Here is a 19905-nt window from a genome sequence, read left to right on the forward strand (position 1 = left end):
AGCATCCGCCCGCCTGGCGCCACACCCCCTGATGAGCGGTCGTTGGGCGGGCGGACCCTGTGCATGGCGTTGGCGGCGATCGCGCTGCTTGCGGGCGTGTCGCCCGCGCGCGCGGATTGTCCCGCGCCGCCCCTGGGCGATCCGTCGGACATGGTGGTGAGCTTCCTGAAAGCCAGCGGTACGCAGGCGGCGTCGGCCAACCTGTTCGCAGCGCCGGTCAAGCAAGGAATGCTTATTTACGACAGCACGGCGAACCGACTGAAATACTGCGACGGGGCGGCCTGGAAAGCGCTGATGGACGCGGGCTCCGTCGCGGGCACGCTGGCCGGTCTGTCCGATGTCGATTTGACCGGCATCAGCAATGGCAAGATTTTGATATTCGACGGCAACGCCGGAAAATGGGTAGTCGGCAACGCGCCCGCGGCAGATGCGGCCGGTACCGCAAACGAAGTGCAGTTTCGCGACAGCGGCACGGGCGCGTTCGATGCGGATTCCGGCTTTGTCTATGACAAGGTGAACCAACGTCTGGGCATTGGCACTGTGATGCCATCGCCAAGCGCGGCGCTTGATGTCGCATCGACCAGCCGCGGCCTGCTGCCACCGCGCATGACGAGCGCACAGCGCACGGCGATTGCAACACCGGCCACAGGTCTGGTCGTTTACGACACCGACCTTAACGCGCTCTACGTCAGGACGGCGTCGGCCTGGACATCTGTGGGATCGGGCGGGTCCGGCACAGGGCGCGCCGGATCAGGCACGTTTTTGTTCGCCGGCGGCAATTGCGAGACCGCAGGCACCGCATGCGCGATCGATATTTCATCGGTGGGTTTCACGGGCACACCCGTCTGCGCTGTCACCATGAACAATATCGACGCCACCGGCTACTCGGAGCACATGGTTGTTCAGGGCGTAACCGCCACCACGCTGAAAGTCTGGAAAGGGCAGTACCTGAATAACGGTACAACGATGTCCGGCAACTGGGTCTGTGTTCAGGGTGTCGGATCGCTGGGCGGCGGTGGCGGGTCTGGCGGTTCGGCGGCGAGCGCGGCGGGACCGGCCGGCGCAGTACAGTTCAATGACGGTGGCGCATTCGGCGGGGCCTCTGCTTTCACGTATAGCAGCAGCGCAGGCCTGAACGTTCAAAACTTAAATGCGACCGGTTCGGGCATCAGCGTCACCGCCATTGGTGGAACGGGCACCGGCATTAGCGCAACCGCTAACGGCGCGTCGGGTACAGCCATCAACGCCGCCACCAATGGTGGGACGGGGACGGCTATCAGCGCGATCGCGACCAGCGGGTCAGGGACAGCTATCAACGCCAACGCTTTCGGAAGTACCGGCATCGCTTTGAGGGGCCAAGCCACGGGCGCAAACGGGTACGGTGTCTATTCGCAGGGGCGCATGCATGTGACAGGCGCGTTTACGACAGGGAGTGATGTAACCGTGGGCGGCCGGTTGAATCTCACGCCGCAGACCGGCCTTGCGGCACCGGTGATGCCATGAGCGGACGGCTGAGAAGTTTCGCAGCAATCATGGTGGCGCTGGCGGTGTTGACGACCGGCCATGCGCAGGCCGCCTGCACTGGCGGGGAGCTCGTCTACAATGACGATTACAATGTTATGCAATGGTGCGACGGCCAGGACTGGATAGGCGCGCCGAAGCCAACGCCACCAATGATGACCGCCGTTGCGGCGGGGTCCGCGCATAGCTGCGCAATCGACATGGCCGGCGCGGCATGGTGCTGGGGCCAGGGAACGAACGGTAAGCTAGGCAATGGCGGCACAGTCGATAGCCCCGTGCCGGTCGCCGTCAGCGGCGGCCACAGCTTCACCCGCATAACGACGGGCGGCTCGCAAAGCTGCGCGATCGACACGGCCGGGGCCGCGTGGTGTTGGGGCTCAGGTAGTACCGGCCTGCTCGGCAATGGCGGCACAGCCAGCAGCAGCGTGCCGGTCGCGGTCAGCGGCGGCTACAGCTTCACCGCCATCACGGCGGGAGACGCAACTACCTGCGGCATCGACACGGCCGGCGCTGCGTGGTGCTGGGGCTTGGGGACCTTAAGCGGGCTCGGCAATGGCGGCACAGCCAACAGTAACGTGCCGGTCGCGGTCAGCGGCGGGCATAGCTTCACCGTCATTACGTCGTGGGTCTACCAGAGTTGCGCGATCGACACGGCCGGGGCCGCGTGGTGTTGGGGCTCCGGGAGCACTGGCCAGCTCGGCAATGGTGGCACTTCCAACAGCAGCGTGCCGGTCGCGGTCAGTGGCGGGCACAGCTTCACCGCCATTGCGATGGGACAATCACATAGCTGCGGCCTCGACACGACCGGTGCCGCGTGGTGCTGGGGCTCTGGGTACAATGGCTTGCTCGGCAATGGCAGCACTGCCAACAGCCTCGTGCCGGTCGCGGTCAGCGGCGGACATCGCTTCACCGCTATCGCGGCGGGCAGCGCGGCCAGTTGCGCGCTGGACGCAGCCGGGGCGGCATGGTGCTGGGGGTACGGGGGCTACGGCGCGCTCGGCAATGGCGGGACGACCGATAGCGCCGTGCCCGTCGCGGTCAGCGGCGGACACAGCTTTGCTGGCATAGTGGCTGGGAAAGCCCATGCCTGCGGCGTCGATACGGCGGGCGGCGCGTGGTGCTGGGGGGAGGGCGCAAATGGGAAGCTCGGCAATGGCGGCACGGCCAACAGCTCCGTGCCCGTCGCGGTCAACGCGCCGGGCGCGGCAGCGGCGGGTGGTGGCTGCACGGCCGGGCAGGTTATCTACAACGGCGATCACCAGGTCCTGCAATGGTGCGACGGCACCCAATGGATCGGGTTGCCCAAACCAAGTCCGTCAGCAGGCGGCGGCAGCAGCTGCGCGGCCGGAGAGATTCTCTACAACGTAGACTACCAAATCATGCAATGGTGCGATGGCACGCAGTGGATCGGCTTTCCTAAGCCAGGCATTTAACGCAACGGGATATGGCGGCCAATCGCGCGCAGATATGCGATAATTTCCTTTTCTAGATGGTCGCAACTTCCAAAGCGGCGGTCGATGTCCATCAGAACAGGCTCGATGCGCTCATAGTGGGAGCTGGGGAGATTGGCGTCACCGAAAAAGTAGCGGTCGTCTCCTATGGCGGTGATGTTGCATCCTGTCTCGATGACGGCCTGCACAAAGGCGGAAAAGTCCGCTTTCACGCAGTCCGCCGCCCCAGCAGATCGGCTTGCGGAGGCCGTCAAAGTGGTTCAGTGGAGCGAGATAGTCGCCGGCGCCATTGCGATTGCACGCTCTGCAGCCTTGTAAAGGTCGAGGCGCGAATACACCCCAAATGACGAGCCGTTGTCGAGGAAGCCGCCGCCGGGACCTTCGGTCACGGTGAGAATATTGTTGGCCTGTTCCAGCGTCAAATAGGGGAACGCTGTGGTGAGCAAGTAGCCTGCTTCCGGGGCAATCTTGCCGACGTCCTCAAGCTGATAAGCGGAAGCTGCAAAGACAACGGGTAGCCGATAAGTTTGTACGGCATCGTTGAGCGCAGCATTTTGTACCGGGTCGAAGAAGCGTCCGAAGTCATTTCTCGCACAATCTGCTAGGGATGCGTCGCATGTCTTGGATAGGAGACCTGCGATACTCACTCGCGCATTGATCAGATCTTTCCGAAAGTCATCGATACGAACACCGTCGCGGATCTCGCCGACATAGCCCGGCCTATTCGCGAGGAGTTGAGCGACGTCATAAAGCGCAAGAGTGCGACCGCCCACGACGTCTGTGGCGTAGTGGGCACCGATGACGATGCGGCCGTTTCCGTACTCAGCAGCTCTTGTGATCATCTGCTGATACCTTTCAGGCACAAGAATCGCGAGCAGCAACGCCAACGCATAGCCGCGTGTGGCATGTCGGCTTGGATAGGATGGGATAGATGTAAGATCTTGGGCGGGACCGCTTAGCCAGGCCCGGTTTGAGGATAGCCTTCCAAAGCCGTCCTGGCCATCGAAGTCCGGCATATGCTCCATGAATTGAAATGGGTGGCCATTGCCATGTTGATCAGTGCTGCTTCCGCTTTTTCCGGCTGCATAGGCGAGACCGAAAATATTTGGCTTTCCATGTGCCCTGCGCAGAATTGCGAGCGCGTCTGACGAGGCAGGCGATGCGCCATCGATCGTTTCATTGCCGAAGAGATATTTGCAGGCTGTGGCGTCTGATTCCGTGGTGGATGTGACATAGGCAAACAATCTCTCCAAACCAAGCGATAGCTCTTTCTGCTTGCCTTCTTTGCCGTCACTCGTTTGGTCGCGGCGGACCACACGATATGCCGCGGCCAGTCTTGAGCCCAAGCCATCGGAAAGCTGAGACGCGGCGCGATCGATATCGCGGGCATCGAGCAGTGCCTGACGTCGAAGTACATCCAGCGATGGTGAATCTGGATAGTTGCTTCGATTCTTCTGCAAAGCGGCTGTAATCAAGCGATTTGAGTTAAGCGCAGCGCGTCCCGTAATCGTGTCATTCAATGCACTGAGTGGCGCCAGACCCGAAATGGCATTGAGGCTCGTTAACGAAGACATGGGCTGTGCCACCAACCCGTATTCTGCAAGCGTCGCCAACCCGTTCGGAGGTGTATCGGCAATTAGCGGTTCGGTTGGGTGATGACGTGGCATCCTCCACTGCTCGGGCGTTGTCTCTGTCTTCGGGATGTTCGCTGATGCAGGAACGATATGGACGATGTGATAACCGCGAGCCTTCAGTTCAGACAGAATCACAGGCAAAGCCTCTGCGGTGCGTTCGTGTATGTCGTGCAGAAGCAGGATGCCGCGCCCTTTCGCTTCCAGTCGCGATATGGCGCGGTGCACGATTTCGGCGCTTGAAATCTTCATCCAGTCGTCCGCGGGGAAATCAGCTCCCCAGATCATCAATCCGCGCTGGGTAAGCGCGGTTTCTGTCGGCTTGGCCGTCAAGAAGCCGGGAACGCGGAAAAAAGGAGCCAGGTCCTTCTTATCGTTTAAGGCGGCGCCAACAGCAGCGATGCCGGCGTCAATCTCAACGCCGGCCTGCTGCTCGGTCATTCTCCGAAATGTGAAGGGATGACTATAACTGTGCGTTCCGATCGTGTGCCCTTCCGCAAAAACACGGCGTACTTCGGCGGGGTGAGCCTTTGCCATCTCACCCACCATCAGGAAGGTTGCTTTAACGCACTCCGATGCGAGCGTATCCAGGATGCGGTTGGTATAGCGCGGAGACGGTCCGTCATCGAATGTGATGACCACCTCGTGGTCTTGTAGAGGAAGGGTTTCGGCATATTGCATCGTGCCGACTCGCGTATGCTCCTTGGGGTCGACCGCAATCGTTCGTGAGACGCCCAGGGCATCGGTGCGGTCGCCGCAGGGCGCAGCCAAGCCCGGCGCTGTCCAGCCGACGCTACTGCAGGTAGCCAGCGCGATGCCTAGTAGCAACTGCTTAATGTGCATGCGATAGCCCTCGCTCAGCGTCGATTTCGGAGTCTTCGTCGAATCACGCGGATTGCCATTCTATTGCGAACAGTTAAAACCTCGTTTCCATCCTTCTCGGACGACGATAAGACAATTCTGAATGACGCGAGGGCTTCCCGCCGCCTCGGACAAGACATTCTTTCCATCGTGCGCTATCGCGCGACTAGCTTTGTTGGACCGATGATCGATCGCGCCGAAACCCTCCAGAAACCTGCTGCCGTTCCAGTGAATTCCTTCGGTTTGAGAGGCGGTCGTAAGGAACGCGGAATGCCCTGGCGTTTCTGGGATATTGCAGCAGTTGGGGTGCTTCTTATCGTGATCGCCTTGGTGATCTCAACCTTCCGCTCGTACGGGGTTTCGAACGACGAGGGCGTGCAACAACATTACGGCGAGTTAATCCTCAAATATTATCGCAGCGGGTTTGCAGACCGTTCAGTTTTCTCCTTCGACAATCTTTATCTCTACGGTGGTCTGTTCGACGTCACTGCGATCGTCCTCCACCACATTTTCCCAATGGAGCTTTATGATCTACGGCACTTGATGACAGCGTTCATCGGTGTTGGGGGCATATGTGCCGCGATCATGTTGGCGAGGCTCGTCGCCGGGCCGCGCGCCGGGGCGCTTGCCGGAATTGTGCTTTCAGTAAGCGGAAGCTGGTATGGGCCTATGTTTACGCATACCAAGGATATACCTCTCGCGTCCGCCATGACCGCCGCTTGTTACTTTCTCGTGCGGGCATCTCGTGACTTGCCGTCGCCACGATGGCGAGACGCCTTAGGCTTCGGCATCGCGACCGGCTGCGCTCTGGGGATCAAGGTTCTTGCGCTTCTTCTGCCGATTTACGCCGGCATCATAATTCTCTGCGGATTTCTGCAGCGCAAAGAGCTGACGTGGAAGGATGGTACCCGCTACATTGCGCTTTGCTTTAGGAAGTTGGGGCCAGCGCTTATCGTCGCTTATGTGTTAATGATCACAGCATGGCCATGGGCGGCACTTTCGCCGTTCAATCCCGTGCGTGGGCTTTTTCAATTTTCCCAATTCCATTATCATATTGCAACGGAGTTAGCTGGCCACCAGTATGAAATGGCTTCAGTGCCTCGCTTGTACATCCCGATCTATTTGTCCATCCGGGAACCGTTGATAGCGCTGATTCCGGCCCTTTTTGCCTTGTTGGTTGTTTTGATTCCGCTTCCGTGCGGAAGAATTGTCACGCCGTTGCGGCGATACGAGACCGCCGCAGTCGGCCTCATGGTACTATTCCCATTGTGCTGTCAGGTCATCGGGCACGGTCCTGCGTTTACCGGGATGCGGCATTTTACCTTTGTGGTGCCGCTAATCGCTGTTCTTGCAGCTATCGGCATGGAGACGGCTCTTGCTTCGCTTGGGCGCATACATTGGCTGACCGTAGCCTGTGCGCTTACAGCTATCCTCGTTAGTGCGGGGATGGTCGCTGATGTTTTAGTTGAGCTACATCCCTATGAATACTTGTACTACAACCCACTCGTCGGAGGTCTCCAAGGGGCGGCGCGGCGGTACGACACGGACTATTGGGTCGCCGTTATGCCAGCAGCTGTGAGCAGTTTGTCTGCATTCTTAAGCGATCCTGAGAAAATGCGGATGGCGAACCGGATCTATTCGGTGGGAGTGTGTGGCGAACATGCATCGTTCGATCGAGAGTTGCGTGTGCAGCATCTCAAAAACCGTCTGCGGTGGACAGATGACTGGGATCGCGCAGACTTTTACATTGCGCCGACGCATGGCGATTGTGACCGGGCGATAAAGGGACGAGTGGTCGCGAAAGTCGAGCGAATGGGGGTCCTGATTGGCGTTGTGAAAGATCTGCGCAACTTGAATGTTCCGGCTGTTGCACAAAACCTAGCTCATCGGAAATCTTGATTGCCCTTGCTCTGTGTGGCTTTGCCGATCTACGTCGCCGGTGGCGACGAAGTTTTGGAGAGACCTGTGCTGATGGAAGCGTTTCAACCCACGATTGGTCATATCAAAACTGGTCGAGGCGGCAGTCGAATCTGCCGGGCCAGCCGTTCATCTGGTTGGTTTTAGCTTCAGTTTCTTTTCCATCCGAAGACGCTTTTTAAGCAAATCTGCCTGACATCGATAGGCATTCGCCAATAGCCGCATTTCAGCGGCGAGTTCGGGATCAGCAAGCCGAAAGGCAACCGCCTCAGCTCTATCTGCCTGCTTGCGGAGAGACTTAGTCGGTTTCATCGTATGCTCCCGTCTGGCAAGCAGAAAAAGCGCCTTCCAGGACGTGTCTGAACCGCCCCATGCATGCCGGCGCGCTTCGCTTGATGATTGCCGCCCGCTTCATCTGAAGCCAAGGCCATAACTGATCCAGCTCGCAGATAAATGGCTGCGACAAATTGGCGCAGACGACACCGCGCATCCGTACAATTCACGCCCGCCCTGCCCGAACATTGCAAAAATGTAAAATGTCATCTCCATGACAAATCGGTTAGCGTCACCGACGCCCGTTCGCGGCTTGGGGGGATCACAATGCGAGTTACAGCTGATGAGTTGCTCGGCGGTGATCTCTTCCGTGAAGCGAACGGCGATGCGAGGGCGATTATCTTGCGTTGGGCAAACTTGATGCTCAGCAAGGGGGAGATGCCGTACCGCGTTCGAGCGGCCTTGGAAGAAGCTCTCCGACAAAAACTTGGGGCCGCAGAAATATGTGCGGGAAATGGCAGCCCTTGATCATGGGTCGCTGACATACGGGGCGTTCACTAATGGCGCGAGTTTTCGTGGAGGCGTGTCCGCAAGGAGCACGCGAGGGCTCTATCATTTTGGGTTATGTGGTGCTGGACCATGCAGACAACATCCTATTTCAAGCGGTTACCAAAAAAGAAGCGGTTTTGTGGGCAAAGCAGAACCAGTATACGCCTTATGCGCCTCGCTTGAGACATCGGAACAACAAGCGTCAACCTGCCCACTGGCAAAGTCTCTAGTTTGCTCTCTTGCCCTAAAGATCCGCTATCGTGCAGCGGATCGTTTGATTGGCTTATCCGACGCGGCAAGAAAAGCTTAGTTCATCGCAGGGCAATCGTGACGGTCAGTAGATGCTTGCCGCCCAGATTTAGCAGAGTTGTACGACCCATCTCGGCTTTGAAGCGAGCACCACGTTGATGTTGACGGAAGCGTAAGCGTAGCTCGGGTGCCGACCCATATTGATGATGTTTGCTAAGTTCTTATCACGTTGCCGGCGAAGAACTGGGACGAGAAGAAAGTAGGTCTGGATACGATGCTTGCCAATCAAGAGATACTTCTACGCTTATGCGTAGCCGCAGCCTGCGGAAGCATTATTGGATTTGAACGCGAGAGACTTCTCTGGACTGCCGGTATCCGAACTCACATGTTGGTCTGTGTTGGGGCATGCCTCATAATGATCGTATCAGCATTCGGATTCAGCGAGAGCCTTGTCGCGAAGAATGTTGTTCTCGATCCTTCCCGCGTGGCTGCGCAAGTAGTGTCGGGCGTCGGATTCTTGGGGGCGGGCGCAATCCTAGCGCGCAACGAGGTCGTGAGGGGACTAACCACTGCAGCGAGCGTCTGGTCGGTTGCGGCCATCGGCCTCGCTGTCGGTGGGGGGCTTTATTTTGCAGCCGGTGCATCTACCGCAATAATCATTCTCATCCTGGCTGGCGTAAAGCCTCTTGAGGAGGCCTATCGGGCGCGTAATCAGAGTTGCCAATTTAAAATCGGGCTGTCGCAGAACGCGGTGATCGCGCCCGAGGATGTCCAAAAGGCACTCGGCTTGCGCTCCAATCAAGTCAAGCGTTTCCTGGTTAGGCCAACCGAAGCGGGGTCGGAAGTGACGGTCTACATCAACAAAGTATCGTCGCGGGATATCAAGCGTTATCGGCAAAAACTCGATGAATTGGATGGTGTAGAAGAAGTCCAGGTCCTCGAACAGAAGCGAGGGAATGGTGGCTAGGTTGACCTTGCACGCTGGCATGGCTGCAAAGCGGTCGATGGTTCTCATATCCCTTTTTGCATGTCCTGCGTTCTGCGCTCCTGATGAGCGCTTCGTGGCAAGCTTGCGCCGCCTCGATCCGGACATGCGGCTCGAGCAAATTTGCGACTACGAGGCGATGACCCAGATTGGACAAGCCGATCGCGCAAAATCATATGTCATTTCGCCGCCGCTTCACGTTGGCAATACGCTGAAGGCGAACGGAGGTGCGTTCCGCCGCAACGGAGCTTGGTTTCGCGTGTCCTTCGTTTGCACGGCAACAGCAGACCACCTGCGTGTGTTGTCATTTAAATTGAAAGTGGGAGGGCTCATTCCGCGAGGAAGTTGGCAAGCCTATGGGCTTTGGGATTAGGTCTCTGCGAGGAACAACTGTAGTGGAATGTCGTTCACTTCGGCTAGGAGTCGGAGAAACATATGAAGCTCGCTACCTTCATCATCATAGGATTGCTGTCGACAGCCGGCGCGGCACGAGCGGATCAGTCTGGACCGGATTGGATGCCGGCTCACCAGGTGAAGGCTCAGCTCGCCAAGGCAGGCTACTCTAACATAACGGAATTCGAGGCGGATGATGGGCATTGGGAGGGGGAGGGCGTGAAATCAGGGAGAAAGATGCAGTTTCATGCAGATCCGAAAACCGGTAGGATCATCTCTGAGAAGCCAAGCCATTGAAGCGAGCACGCCTAGCTCGGCGCCGAAGGGGTTCTGAGCTAATCGGCAAACACGAGGCAATATTCCACCCGCTAATTCCCAGAGGCCGTGTGGGCGAAACGTGCGAGCCGCTACCGGTGACTGAAAATGGGGCTGTAAAGCTGGCATAATGCGCAGGTGACTTTCTCGGCAATGATTTTGTTATAGTCTATGTCCATAGACACGTCATCTGCAGAGCCGAGTCATAATCCGGTCGATCATGAGCACCGTGTGAGATTGGGAGGCGGATGAAGCGCCCCACCGATGCTGTCGCTTTCAGTGGGGCCGCTTCACCCTGCAATCACCAAGTCACGCAAAGGTTCTCCGCTCTATTTAGCAATGTGATTGGTGCCGTCAGCTTGACCGGCAGCAGCCGCTGCACCGTCGGGGATATCCTCCGCGACGGCCATCCCGGGGTGGATGCAATGATGCGGACAGGGTGCATTGCATCGGCCTTTCCAAGCCGGGCATTTAGCCCAACGGGATATGGCGGCCGATCGCGCGTAGATGCGCGACAATTTCCCTTCGCAGATGATCGCGATTCCCAAAGCGGCGATCGATGTCTTCCAAAAAAGGCTCTATGCGCGCCAAGTGGGCTTCGGAGAGACCGTGGTCACCGAATACCCAGCGGTCTTCGCCGATGCCGGTGATATCGCATCCCGTCTCGATGACCGCCTGCACGAAGGCTGGAATTTCCTCACGTTTCATGTGTCTCATGTTCTGCCCCGATGATTTGAACCGGCAGCAGGCTAGGCCCTCTAGCGAAGGATGATACTGTTGAATTAACGGGGGCAGCCGGGACCGGGTCAGCCATCGCGCCCGTCAAAAGTTCTCGCGAAGGCGACGCAATGCGTCGAGCATCTTGTGGGTGCATTCGTGCGTCATTGTGCCGGCCAACTGGCGCTGCGCCATGATGATCGAGACATTCACCGCCTCCCTGCCGATCGTGCCCTGACGTGTAAGCCGCCGAAATTCCTCCATACTCATAAGTACGGGCACACCAGGATGGGGACGAAACTGCGCGCTACGCTCGCTGCGTCTGACAGGGATGCCGATAGGCGCACTGGTCTGCTTGTCGCGATCCGGTTCGAGCCTCCACAGGCGAAAGGCCTGGCGCATGGTGGCAAAGTCGATGCGTGATCCCGTTGCAGCCGTGACCGACGCCAGCACAGCGCCCGTGATTTCGTAGCGGGTGGCGAGGGCATTGCGCATGTTGAGGGTATAGAGCTCCTCCGGGGAGAGCGGCGCGCCGCGCATCGGTCGCCAGACGTCGCCGCCGTCGGCCATGACGCGCTCCTTGACCACCTCGCCCGCATCATTGAGCAACGGCCGATAGGCCTCCTTCAGGATGCCGAACACGAAAAGCCCATGCTTCATCGGGTCTGTGGAGAGGTCGTAATACGATTCCGTTTGCTCGTTTGCATCGATATAGACACGGGAGACGACTTCCACCGGGTAGCCGTCGGTCAGATGGCAGGCATGCCGAGTTTCCTTGTACCCGGCGTCCTTCAAGAATCTGACCATGCGGTCTACGTTGAAATCCCTCGGCAGCATAAATGAGCGACAATTTTCAGTTCGGATGCATCCTTTTCTTTTTAGCAAATCCACGTGCTGTTCTAAATCGAAATATCAAGCGAGACCGCTTGCGGCGCCGACAGCTGACCGACAAGAGAACAGCCGCAGATTATGTGAAACAACCGGCGCGCAAGGCGTCAGCGCTAGCGCGCAGCGACAGAACAGGGCCCCATGTGATAGACTCGGCGGATGTCGAAACGATACTTTTTCCATATCTGGCGCGGGGTGCGTGTCGCGATCGATGACGTGGGACAGGAATTCGCGGCGCTGCCCGAAGCGGACAATCACGGCGCGGATCTTGCGAAAGACATCGCCGGCGGAGACGTCGACTACGGACCCGGCGTGGTCTCCGTGGTGGATGTGCACGGCAACGAGGTTTCACGCCATCGGATCGAGCGATGCCTGCTGTGCTGAACCGCCGGCTGCGTAAGATGGCTTGGTCACAAATTCGAGTCGTCTGCTGGCAGGCCCGCCATTAGCGCCAAGGGATCGGTCTCGGGGACATTATCTTTCTTGAACCAGCCCGAAATGCGCCGTGAGCGTCGTGGCGTCCGGACGTGCCCCCGGCGAATTGCGGGAAACGGCAAAACATTATCGATCTTTGTCATGGCGCACATCCTTCACGGAGAAGAGTGAGCTACTCCTCATCGGCGATCAAGATGATTACGAGTGCAGGGAGGGGGCGGCTAGAGGGCGGAGCACGAGATCGTATGTGAGCTCGTGAATGAATACTGGGTCCTAGCGCCTAGAGGATCTGGAGCGCGCAGCCAAGGCAGACGTCGGGTTAGCCGACGTCTGCATCAGGTGCGCTATCAAAGCCTTCAGACGAAGGCTGCAATCTCCGCGAGGGTTACCTGCGGTGTACCATTGACAGACCAGGTACCGCTTGCACCCTGCTGATCCCACCAATTGATATCATTGAAGCGAATTGCGCACAAAATCACTTCCCCGACCAGCCGGCTTCCCAACTCGCCGAGAGGGTTTTGCGGCCCTGCGCCTGTCGTTCGGGCCAACTCTGCCTCTTTGAGAATGTAATACCAAAGCGGAGTCCGAAACGTCCCATCGGCGGTGAAGAGGTATTTCTTGTCCGCGTTTGGCTCGACTTGGTCGTGAGTAAGGGGGGCGGCCACTCCGAAAAATGCCGCCAATTCTTCACCCGCACATAGGCCAATCATCGAGCTTCGGATGAGGTTTCGCTGAGCCAAATTATGAACGTACTTGATATCATCCGGAATCGTGCGACGGGGGAGGTCGAACACAACGCTTGTGACTTTCCCATCAATCGCGTTGGCCATAGGCCGCTGGTTGCCGAGAAAGAATTGCCAATCGATCTGATGCGCCGCGGAGAGCTTCTGCCCTCCTCGGAGGTCAGCGTAGGTGGGAGGGAAGGTCCCTTGATCGGGCGAAAGGTCCGAGTTGAAGAGTGTCACCGGCGGGTTCGCGGCTTGGATGTTATAGGCCGGTCGCAGCTGGCTGTGACCCATTCGAAATCCGATCGAGAACTCGTGCGGCATTGACATGTACCAGGTCCCCGTCTGGCTTTGCTTCGCGACGTGAAGCGCGCCAAAATCCCCGCCGTCAATCTTGCTGCGCAGTTCGGTCAGGACCGCCGGTTGAATGAGATGCGGCAAGTATTCGTGAATGAGAAAACTCTGCCAGTTTAAAAGAGTGTTGTTTTTCGCGGTGGCAAAGTCGCATCCGTTCGACGTGAACTTATTGTGCAAACGCTCTATGAGGAGATGCACTTGCAAGATCATTTGGTTTTCATCATTTCGGGCGTCGAAGATCGCCGGAGAATTGACCCATTCAGCGTCGTCGGAGACTGCTGTACGGGGCAAATCAATCACCCCTGCTGTAGCGGTGTCATGTCGAAAGCGCCCCGTAGCATCAAAAATTGCTTCAGGACGCTTTGAGAGCTTGCTGCGTAAGCCATATACACTATCAAGATCGATCAGAGGACTGGCCGCGTTCTCGACGTCGTTTCCTTCTGGATCGATGAGATTGATTGCGTTAAGTGTAAGATCGTGATCGACAAATTGTCCAACAAATGTAAAAGCCGCCGGGAAATCTGGACTTTCGAGGGGAGCCGGATTTTGCTCCTCGGCAGGTGAGGTATACACACGTCCGGTGAGCCGTTCGGTCAGATAGCCGACGAGATCGTGCGTCAGCGTGTACGGCTGATCGACAAGCTTGACGAAGAACTTGTCGAGTTCTGCTCCGACGTTCGCGGAGAAGGTTGTCACGAAGGCATTGAACTCTGTCACTCTATTTAGATTGAATACATGCTCCGTTGTCGTGCGAGCAAATAAAGGCTTCAACCTAGCTGCCATCAGGTCGCGATCAAGCAGTGTGGAGACACCACCATGTTTCATCAAGCTTGTAATGATTGTGCTTAGCGGCAGCTGCTTTTCGGACGCTAGCTGGACCAGCGCTTCAGATCGTGCCCCAGCCGTCGTAAGAGCAAGCTGAAGCTCTTGTGCAATCGCCATTGTGTTTTCCTCAAGCCCCCCGAAAGGCCGCCAATGACCCCGGCCAGGGCTCGCAACCTAGGCTACACGCGTCATAGGGTTGCACAACCGGACTTTGGTCGCGATTCCGCTCGTCCTCTTCAGGCCGCTGCCTCTTTTGTAATGTCGAGCTTTTTTTCCCACGCACTGACCACCACCGCCGCAACAGAATTGCCGACCACATTGGTAGCGCTGCGGCCCATGTCGAGAAGGTGGTCGATGCCGAGCACAAGCGCGATTCCCTCCGCCGGCAGGTGAAAAAACGGCAGGACGGCCATGACCACCACCAGCGAGGCGCGCGGCACGCCGGCAATGCCCTTGGAAGTGACCATCAGGATCGCCATCATCAAGAATTGTTGGCCGAACGTCAGCTGCACGCCGTAGGCTTGGGCGATGAACAAGGCGGCAAAGGTCGTATACATGGTCGAGCCGTCCAGGTTGAAGGAATAGCCCAGCGGCAGAACAAAGCTTCCGATGCGGCGCGGGACGCCGAAGCGCTGCAGGCCCTCCAGGATGCCGGGATAGGCGGCCTCCGAACTCGCGGTGGAGAAGGCCAGCAGCACCGGGCCGCGCATCATGCGCATGAACTCGGGCAGACGCTTGCCGACCGCGACGGTCGATGCCAGCAGCAACAACGCGCAGAGCATCAAAAGCGCCAGATAGAAGCCGCCGAGGAACTTGGCGTAGACCAACACGATTCCGATTCCGTGCGTCGCTATGGTCGAAGCCAATGCCGCAAAGATCGCGAACGGCGCGAGCCTCATGATGCAACCCGTCACCTTGAGCATCACGCGGCCGAGTTGCTCGGCCGCTGTCATCAGCACGGGGGCGCGGTCGTCGAGCTGACCGATGGCCGTGCCGACGAACAGTGCGAACACCACAATCTGTAGCACCTCATTGTTCGCCATCGCGTCGAAGATGGAGGTCGGGATCACGTGGGCGATAAAAGCTCTGAGATTGAAGGTCTGGGCCGAGATCGCGTCTATAGCCGTGTCGGTCGCGCTACCCGGCTGCGGCAGGTTCATTCCGGCCCCCGGCTGTACGAGTTGCACCATAGCCACGCCGATCACGAGCGACGCTGAAGCAACTACGAAGAACCAGACAAGGCACTTGATCCCGAGTCGCCCGACGTCGACGGCGCCCTCCATGCGGGCGATCGCTGTTACGAGTGTCGAGAATACCAAGGGGGCGATCACCATGCGGATCAGCCGCAAGAATAGGTCGGTGATGATGCCGAGATAGTCTCCTGCCGTTTCGGCATCGGCAGGAGACAAGTTCTCGCTCAGTAGGCAACCAGTGAGAACACCAAGCACTATAGCAGCAATCACGAACAGGACAAAGTAAGGCTTCAAGAAGCCGAGGCCATTCGAGGTGTTGCCATAATGCGCATCCGACAATGTTAGCTGAGGCCAACTTAAGACCGAGTTAACGCGCGTTAACCATGCACGGGTCAGCGCGCCCAAGACCTGTTACACGCAATCGTGGCCCTTCGCCTTGCGTTGTCGGGCCGTCAAAATGATCCGTTGCCGACGGGATTCGCTTTCGACATAGTAATGGGATGTCTACGGATGAACGTTATCTCGAAAGAATTGCAGAGCTTGCACCCCAATTGGGAGAGGTGGTCGCTAAGCTAAAGGCCGAATGTTCGCCTGATGCAACGCCCGTAGCTGTCGTGGGCGTCGGATTGGCGAAAGCAGTTATCGAACATTTCGATCGTCTGACAAAGCGCATAATACGATCCGTATTTGAATTCTGCGAGGACGCGCTCGACGGCTCCACTCAAGACCTTGCGGCCTTGTCGATGGGTTTCCTTGAATCATTGCAGGATGCAAATGACACCAAGGCGTTCGACTTTACCTCGGTAATAGGTTTCCTGGGGCCAAAGTCCAGAGAGCATTGCTCCGCGATGGATAGGTTTTGGAAGACGATGCCGCGCGCCTTGTAGTGAGTCGTAGAGCGGATTTGCCAACGCCCGCACTGGCTGAACGTGGTTGCGATCCGGGACCTGCGGCGGCGCCTGCCGAGAGTTCTCAAGTCCACATCCGCATGGCAATTTGACGCTCTTCGCATCCCATCGCCTGAAGATAGATGGCGGTTGTCTCCATACGTGCGTGGCCAAGCCAGCGCTGCACCAAGTTAAGAGGGATTCCCGACTGGACCGCGTGAATGCCGAAGCCGTGCCGGAGGCCCTTCGGGGTTGCGTGAATACCGTTGGGAATGTGAGCCTTGGCCATCACGTCCTTGACGAGTTGCCACGCGCGGCTCCGGGAGAAGTGCCATAGTCGATCGTCCTCAGACGTCGCGCGCATTTGCCGGATGGCATTAAGCAAGTCGGATGGTACGGGCACTTCGCGGATAACCGTCTTGCCATTGCGCTTTTTGAGGCAACGGAAGGCGATGAAGCCAGCTTCCGCTTCTACGGAAGATCGTTCGAGCTTAAGAGCTTCGGTGATGCGACAGCCCGTATAGACGAGCGTCAGGCACAGTGTCCCGATTTCGGTGCGGGGACAGGCTTTTGCGGCCTCGATAAAGCGGGCACGCTCGGCATCCACCAAGTATTTGCGTTTACCGGCTGCGGTATAGAGGGAAGCCGGGGCCGCCCCATGAGAATACATGGCTTTTCGCTCCGACGCCGCTGAGAACTGGGTCGGATGCGACAGTCTTGTCTATTCTGTTTAATGCGCCGGACATGGCCAGGAATCCCGGCCGTTTTGCTCCGCACTGAGTGGAATCTAGCAATCGCGTTAGCTGATCGCAAGCCGTAACCGCAATAATTGCTGGCCATTGGACAGAATAGACAATTCTGTTCAATGCGCACCCGGACAGAAAGACTCCGCATTCGCCGCAGCCTCAGACCGCAAATGGCCCGAGGCTGTTTTGATTCATGTTCTGTGGAGCGTCTAATGACTGATGATCGTGAGGCGGCCCGCCGTCAGGCGGAAGACAATTTTTTGCGCAATCCGCAAACCCCGATGGCATCCGAAACAGGAATCCGGGATGCAATCATCCGAAATGAATACAACGCGGAGCTCGACCGTCAAAGGCGCGAGCGTGACAACAACCGCTAAGTAAGCAACGGGCGCGGCCAACAGGCTTGCGCCCGTTTTTCATATCTGGAAATGGAGGATGACGAATGAGAGGCGCTTTATTGGGTGCCGGCATCGCTGCGCTTGTGATTGGAACAGCCAGCGTGAGCCAGGCGCAGCAACAGATCCAATGGAAGCAGGTCACAAATCTGCCGAAGGGCCTTAATCTGCCGCAGGCGATGAGCATTGACATTCTGGGCATTCAACTCGGCGATACCTATCCCGAGGTGAAATCCAAGCTGGAAAAGCTGGCCGCAGAATATGCGCCGCCGACAAAGGCGTCCGAGCCGCCAGCAGCAAGCGCAAGCGCCCCGACCAGTCCCGACTTTCAGGCGCAGGTGCTCAACATGCAGCGTGCCATGGAGCTGCGGCAGCTTGACCAAATGTCCGGGGCCAACAGCGCGCCGCCGATCACGGAACGCACGACGATCATCCGATATCAAGTGCCAAGCGGGGTCATCACGGCGGAATTCGTCGGAGAGATCACGCTGCGCCGGGAGCTTCCAAACGGTAACGCGAAAATCGACGAGACGGTGACTGTCCGTCTGAGCGCGCCGTCTTCGGGCGGACAAGTTTACGCCGTGCGGCGATCGCTGTCCTATGGCAACGGTGACCAGACCGGCATTGCGCAGTTTCTGCAGGCACTTAAGGACAAAATGGGCGGAGCCCAGGCACAGCAAATCGGTTCAACCGGCGATGTCTATCGCTATCAATTCGATGGCGGCCGGCTCGTTGCCCCGAATCCGCCGACGCCGGACGGTCAATGCTCGGTCGAGTCCAACCCGGATACGAGGAGCACCGCCAGAAGCATCAATGCCAGCGGCCTTTGCGATGTTTCGCTCGTTGCGCGGTTCGGTTTCGGCGTCTCCAGACAACATGCGAAGTTCGTCAACTTCTACCTGAGTGATCAGGAGCGGGCGAAGGCGAACAAGGAGACGGATTACGCTTTCATGGAATCGTATGTACGAGGATTGCTCTCGCAGAGCGGTGCGGCACCGAAGCTATAGGTGATTTATGAAATTGCGCATGATCGTACCGGCGCTCGCGGGCTCGCTGCTCGCCGGATGCTCTGGTGAGCCAAGTGCGAACGACATTCTGAATGCTCTCAACGCCAATCCGAAATTCCAGCTCACTCTGGCACTTTTAGCCGGAGGGCAAGGCAATATCGATGCGGTCAAGAAGAACGGCGTCGTTGAAAAATCGGAATGCAAGGAAGCGCAGGGCGCGCCGGGTTATGTTTGCGACTTCCGATGGGGCACGAAAGGGCTCGACGGCGCTGTGCACTACGGCAATCCCATGCGGGGCCGGTTGTTCAAGAGCGGCGACGGATGGAGCGGCGAGTTCTAGATCCTGCGTGGGGTCGCGCCGGGGCGCGTCTCTGGGTTATCCGATCTGCATGGATGCATGCGCAGGGCGGCGGGGGGGGGGGGGGGGGCGGCGCCCCCCCCCCCCCCCCCCCCGCCGCAGTTTTGGATCAGGCGGTGTCGGGTGTCGCCGGGGATTGGAGGCTGTGCAGGAGGTCCGCCGCGCGTTGCGCATGGGCGGCTGCCGCGAAAATCGCCCGCTTGTCATTCTTAAGAACTGCCAACCACGAAGCAATATAAGCCGCGTGGTCGTCGCAATGATCCGGCGTCAATCCCAGATCGGCGCAAAGAAACGCTGCACCTAGCTCGGCGACAAGTTCCTCCATGGCGTAGCCTTCATCGCCGAAACGTTTGCGGCCGAAGTCCCGATCCAGCCGCGTCTTATGCCGCGTCCAGTGCGTGAGTTCATGGATCAGCGTGCCGTAATAGCCGAAGTCGTCGCGAAAGAATTCAAGGGGCGGCATCTGCACGAAATCGCCGCTCATCTGGTAGAACGCGCTCCCGCCGCCGTGACGAATATCTGCCTTCGTTGCGCATATAAAGTTGTCCGCATGGGCGATGCGAGAGAGGGATTCTACGGCGGGCGTCACCGCCGGATAGTATTGCGCGGGAAGGCCATCGATCTGTTCGACGTTGAAGACCGTATATCCCTTCATAAACGGGATCTCGCGCGTTGCATCTTCGCCCGTCTCCTCATCGCCTTCGGTCCGGGTGAGCTTGGAGGCGTAGACGACGAGGCTGCCTTGCTCGCCTTTTCGGACGTGCCCGTTCAACTCAAGTGCCTGCTTGAAGGTCATCCAGATCGGGGCGGTGTATCCGCGTTCAATCGCTTCGGACCATAGCATCAGCACATTGATCCCGCGATACGGCATTCCATTCGCGCGCCGGGGCCGGGTAATCCGCTGGCTAGCATGTGCGGCATCCCATGGCTTCATCCATGGCCGCACGCCGTTCGTCAGTTCTTCGACGATCTTGTTTGTGACTCGTTCATACACATCGCTTCGCATATCCATCTTCCTTCGTGACTAGGGTTTGCGTCATGCAAACCGACTAGCCGCGCGGCGATGAGCGGGGATGGCCGTCACAGGCCGGAAACGCCGGGATGGCGCGGGCCGGGAGCGAAGCGGACTACACGGCCCGGTGTTTTCCGCCCGAAGTCGCCAGCGAAGGGCTTGGCCTTGACTGCCAGGGGGCGCAGCCCCCTCGATTACCAAAAAGCATCCTTTGT

21 protein-coding genes are annotated in these 19905 nt (G+C 58.2%); 12 read left to right on the forward strand and 9 right to left on the reverse strand.

Going from position 1 to position 19905, the window contains the following annotated elements; genetic code table 11:
- Positions 1-63: 63 nt before the first annotated feature.
- Positions 64-1503 carry a hypothetical protein gene (locus QM712_RS14200; RefSeq protein ID WP_415023737.1) on the forward strand — a complete coding sequence of 480 codons (1440 nt, stop codon included), beginning with the start codon at positions 64-66 and terminating at the stop codon, positions 1501-1503.
- Positions 1500-2954: an RCC1 domain-containing protein gene (locus QM712_RS14205; protein WP_415023738.1), complete on the forward strand. Its 1455-nt coding sequence runs from the start codon at positions 1500-1502 to the stop codon at positions 2952-2954. Before QM712_RS14200 ends, QM712_RS14205 begins: the two co-directional genes overlap by 4 nt.
- Here QM712_RS14205 and QM712_RS14210 read toward each other — a convergent pair.
- Both QM712_RS14210 and QM712_RS14215 read right to left on the reverse strand, forming a co-directional pair.
- Positions 2951-3184 carry a hypothetical protein gene (locus QM712_RS14210; protein ID WP_415023739.1) on the reverse strand — a complete coding sequence of 78 codons (234 nt, stop codon included), beginning with the start codon at positions 3182-3184 and terminating at the stop codon, positions 2951-2953. The genes QM712_RS14205 and QM712_RS14210 overlap by 4 nt on opposite strands.
- A gap of 48 nt (positions 3185-3232) precedes the next feature.
- Positions 3233-5446: a polysaccharide deacetylase family protein gene (locus QM712_RS14215; RefSeq protein ID WP_415023740.1), complete on the reverse strand. Its 2214-nt coding sequence runs from the start codon at positions 5444-5446 to the stop codon at positions 3233-3235.
- Positions 5447-5647: 201 nt separating this feature from the next.
- On the opposite strand from QM712_RS14215, the gene QM712_RS14220 reads away from it, so the two are divergent.
- A complete protein-coding gene (locus tag QM712_RS14220; protein WP_415023741.1) occupies positions 5648-7363 on the forward strand; it encodes an ArnT family glycosyltransferase in 1716 nt (571 codons plus the stop codon).
- 147 nt (positions 7364-7510) lie between these two features.
- Here QM712_RS14220 and QM712_RS14225 read toward each other — a convergent pair whose 3' ends face one another.
- Positions 7511-7693 carry a hypothetical protein gene (locus QM712_RS14225; protein WP_415023742.1) on the reverse strand — a complete coding sequence of 61 codons (183 nt, stop codon included), beginning with the start codon at positions 7691-7693 and terminating at the stop codon, positions 7511-7513.
- 1033 nt (positions 7694-8726) lie between these two features.
- Between QM712_RS14225 and QM712_RS14230 the strand changes: the two genes are divergently transcribed.
- The 4 genes from QM712_RS14230 (at position 8727) to QM712_RS14245 (ending at position 10877) form a co-directional block, all read left to right on the forward strand.
- A complete protein-coding gene (locus QM712_RS14230) occupies positions 8727-9419 on the forward strand; it encodes an MgtC/SapB family protein (RefSeq protein WP_415023826.1) in 693 nt (230 codons plus the stop codon).
- A gap of 19 nt (positions 9420-9438) precedes the next feature.
- On the forward strand, positions 9439-9810 hold the full coding sequence (locus QM712_RS14235; protein WP_415023743.1) for a DUF930 domain-containing protein: 372 nt from the start codon (positions 9439-9441) through the stop codon (positions 9808-9810).
- A gap of 62 nt (positions 9811-9872) precedes the next feature.
- Entirely contained in the window at positions 9873-10127 is a 255-nt protein-coding gene (locus tag QM712_RS14240) for a PepSY domain-containing protein (protein ID WP_415023744.1), read from the forward strand.
- 525 nt (positions 10128-10652) lie between these two features.
- On the forward strand, positions 10653-10877 hold the full coding sequence (locus QM712_RS14245) for a hypothetical protein (RefSeq protein WP_415023745.1): 225 nt from the start codon (positions 10653-10655) through the stop codon (positions 10875-10877).
- Between the two features lie 90 nt (positions 10878-10967).
- Here the strand turns inward: QM712_RS14245 and QM712_RS14250 are convergent, their stop codons facing one another.
- The gene (locus QM712_RS14250) at positions 10968-11669 is read right to left on the reverse strand and encodes a hypothetical protein (protein WP_415023746.1); all 702 of its coding nucleotides are present in this window, start codon (positions 11667-11669) and stop codon (positions 10968-10970) included.
- A gap of 240 nt (positions 11670-11909) precedes the next feature.
- Between QM712_RS14250 and QM712_RS14255 the strand changes: the two genes are divergently transcribed.
- Positions 11910-12134: a DUF6894 family protein gene (locus QM712_RS14255; protein WP_415023747.1), complete on the forward strand. Its 225-nt coding sequence runs from the start codon at positions 11910-11912 to the stop codon at positions 12132-12134.
- Between the two features lie 26 nt (positions 12135-12160).
- Here QM712_RS14255 and QM712_RS14260 read toward each other — a convergent pair whose 3' ends face one another.
- The 3 genes from QM712_RS14260 to QM712_RS14270 all read right to left on the reverse strand — a co-directional run bounded on the left by QM712_RS14260 (position 12161) and on the right by QM712_RS14270 (position 15690).
- Positions 12161-12328 (reverse strand): hypothetical protein, encoded by a 168-nt coding sequence (locus QM712_RS14260; RefSeq protein ID WP_415023748.1) that lies wholly within the window; start codon positions 12326-12328, stop codon positions 12161-12163.
- Positions 12329-12541: 213 nt separating this feature from the next.
- A complete protein-coding gene (locus QM712_RS14265; RefSeq protein ID WP_415023749.1) occupies positions 12542-14209 on the reverse strand; it encodes a hypothetical protein in 1668 nt (555 codons plus the stop codon).
- A gap of 119 nt (positions 14210-14328) precedes the next feature.
- Positions 14329-15690, reverse strand: a complete 1362-nt coding sequence (locus QM712_RS14270; protein WP_415023750.1) for a dicarboxylate/amino acid:cation symporter — start codon at positions 15688-15690, stop codon at positions 14329-14331.
- 95 nt (positions 15691-15785) lie between these two features.
- On the opposite strand from QM712_RS14270, the gene QM712_RS14275 reads away from it, so the two are divergent.
- Positions 15786-16172, forward strand: a complete 387-nt coding sequence (locus QM712_RS14275) for a hypothetical protein (protein ID WP_415023751.1) — start codon at positions 15786-15788, stop codon at positions 16170-16172.
- 85 nt (positions 16173-16257) lie between these two features.
- Here the strand turns inward: QM712_RS14275 and QM712_RS14280 are convergent, their stop codons facing one another.
- Entirely contained in the window at positions 16258-16842 is a 585-nt protein-coding gene (locus QM712_RS14280; protein ID WP_415023752.1) for a tyrosine-type recombinase/integrase, read from the reverse strand.
- A 288-nt stretch (positions 16843-17130) separates the two neighbouring features.
- Here QM712_RS14280 and QM712_RS14285 point away from each other — a divergent pair, with 288 nt between their 5' ends.
- The 3 genes from QM712_RS14285 to QM712_RS14295 all read left to right on the forward strand — a co-directional run bounded on the left by QM712_RS14285 (position 17131) and on the right by QM712_RS14295 (position 18660).
- Positions 17131-17295: a hypothetical protein gene (locus QM712_RS14285; RefSeq protein WP_415023753.1), complete on the forward strand. Its 165-nt coding sequence runs from the start codon at positions 17131-17133 to the stop codon at positions 17293-17295.
- A 122-nt stretch (positions 17296-17417) separates the two neighbouring features.
- Positions 17418-18320 (forward strand): hypothetical protein, encoded by a 903-nt coding sequence (locus QM712_RS14290; RefSeq protein ID WP_415023754.1) that lies wholly within the window; start codon positions 17418-17420, stop codon positions 18318-18320.
- Between the two features lie 19 nt (positions 18321-18339).
- Positions 18340-18660, forward strand: a complete 321-nt coding sequence (locus tag QM712_RS14295) for a hypothetical protein (RefSeq protein WP_415023755.1) — start codon at positions 18340-18342, stop codon at positions 18658-18660.
- A gap of 127 nt (positions 18661-18787) precedes the next feature.
- Here the strand turns inward: QM712_RS14295 and QM712_RS14300 are convergent, their stop codons facing one another.
- Positions 18788-19684: an ArdC family protein gene (locus QM712_RS14300; RefSeq protein ID WP_415023827.1), complete on the reverse strand. Its 897-nt coding sequence runs from the start codon at positions 19682-19684 to the stop codon at positions 18788-18790.
- Positions 19685-19905: the final 221 nt, after the last annotated feature.

Source organism: Bradyrhizobium sp., from assembly GCF_047605465.1.
Classification (GTDB): domain Bacteria; phylum Pseudomonadota; class Alphaproteobacteria; order Rhizobiales; family Xanthobacteraceae; genus Bradyrhizobium.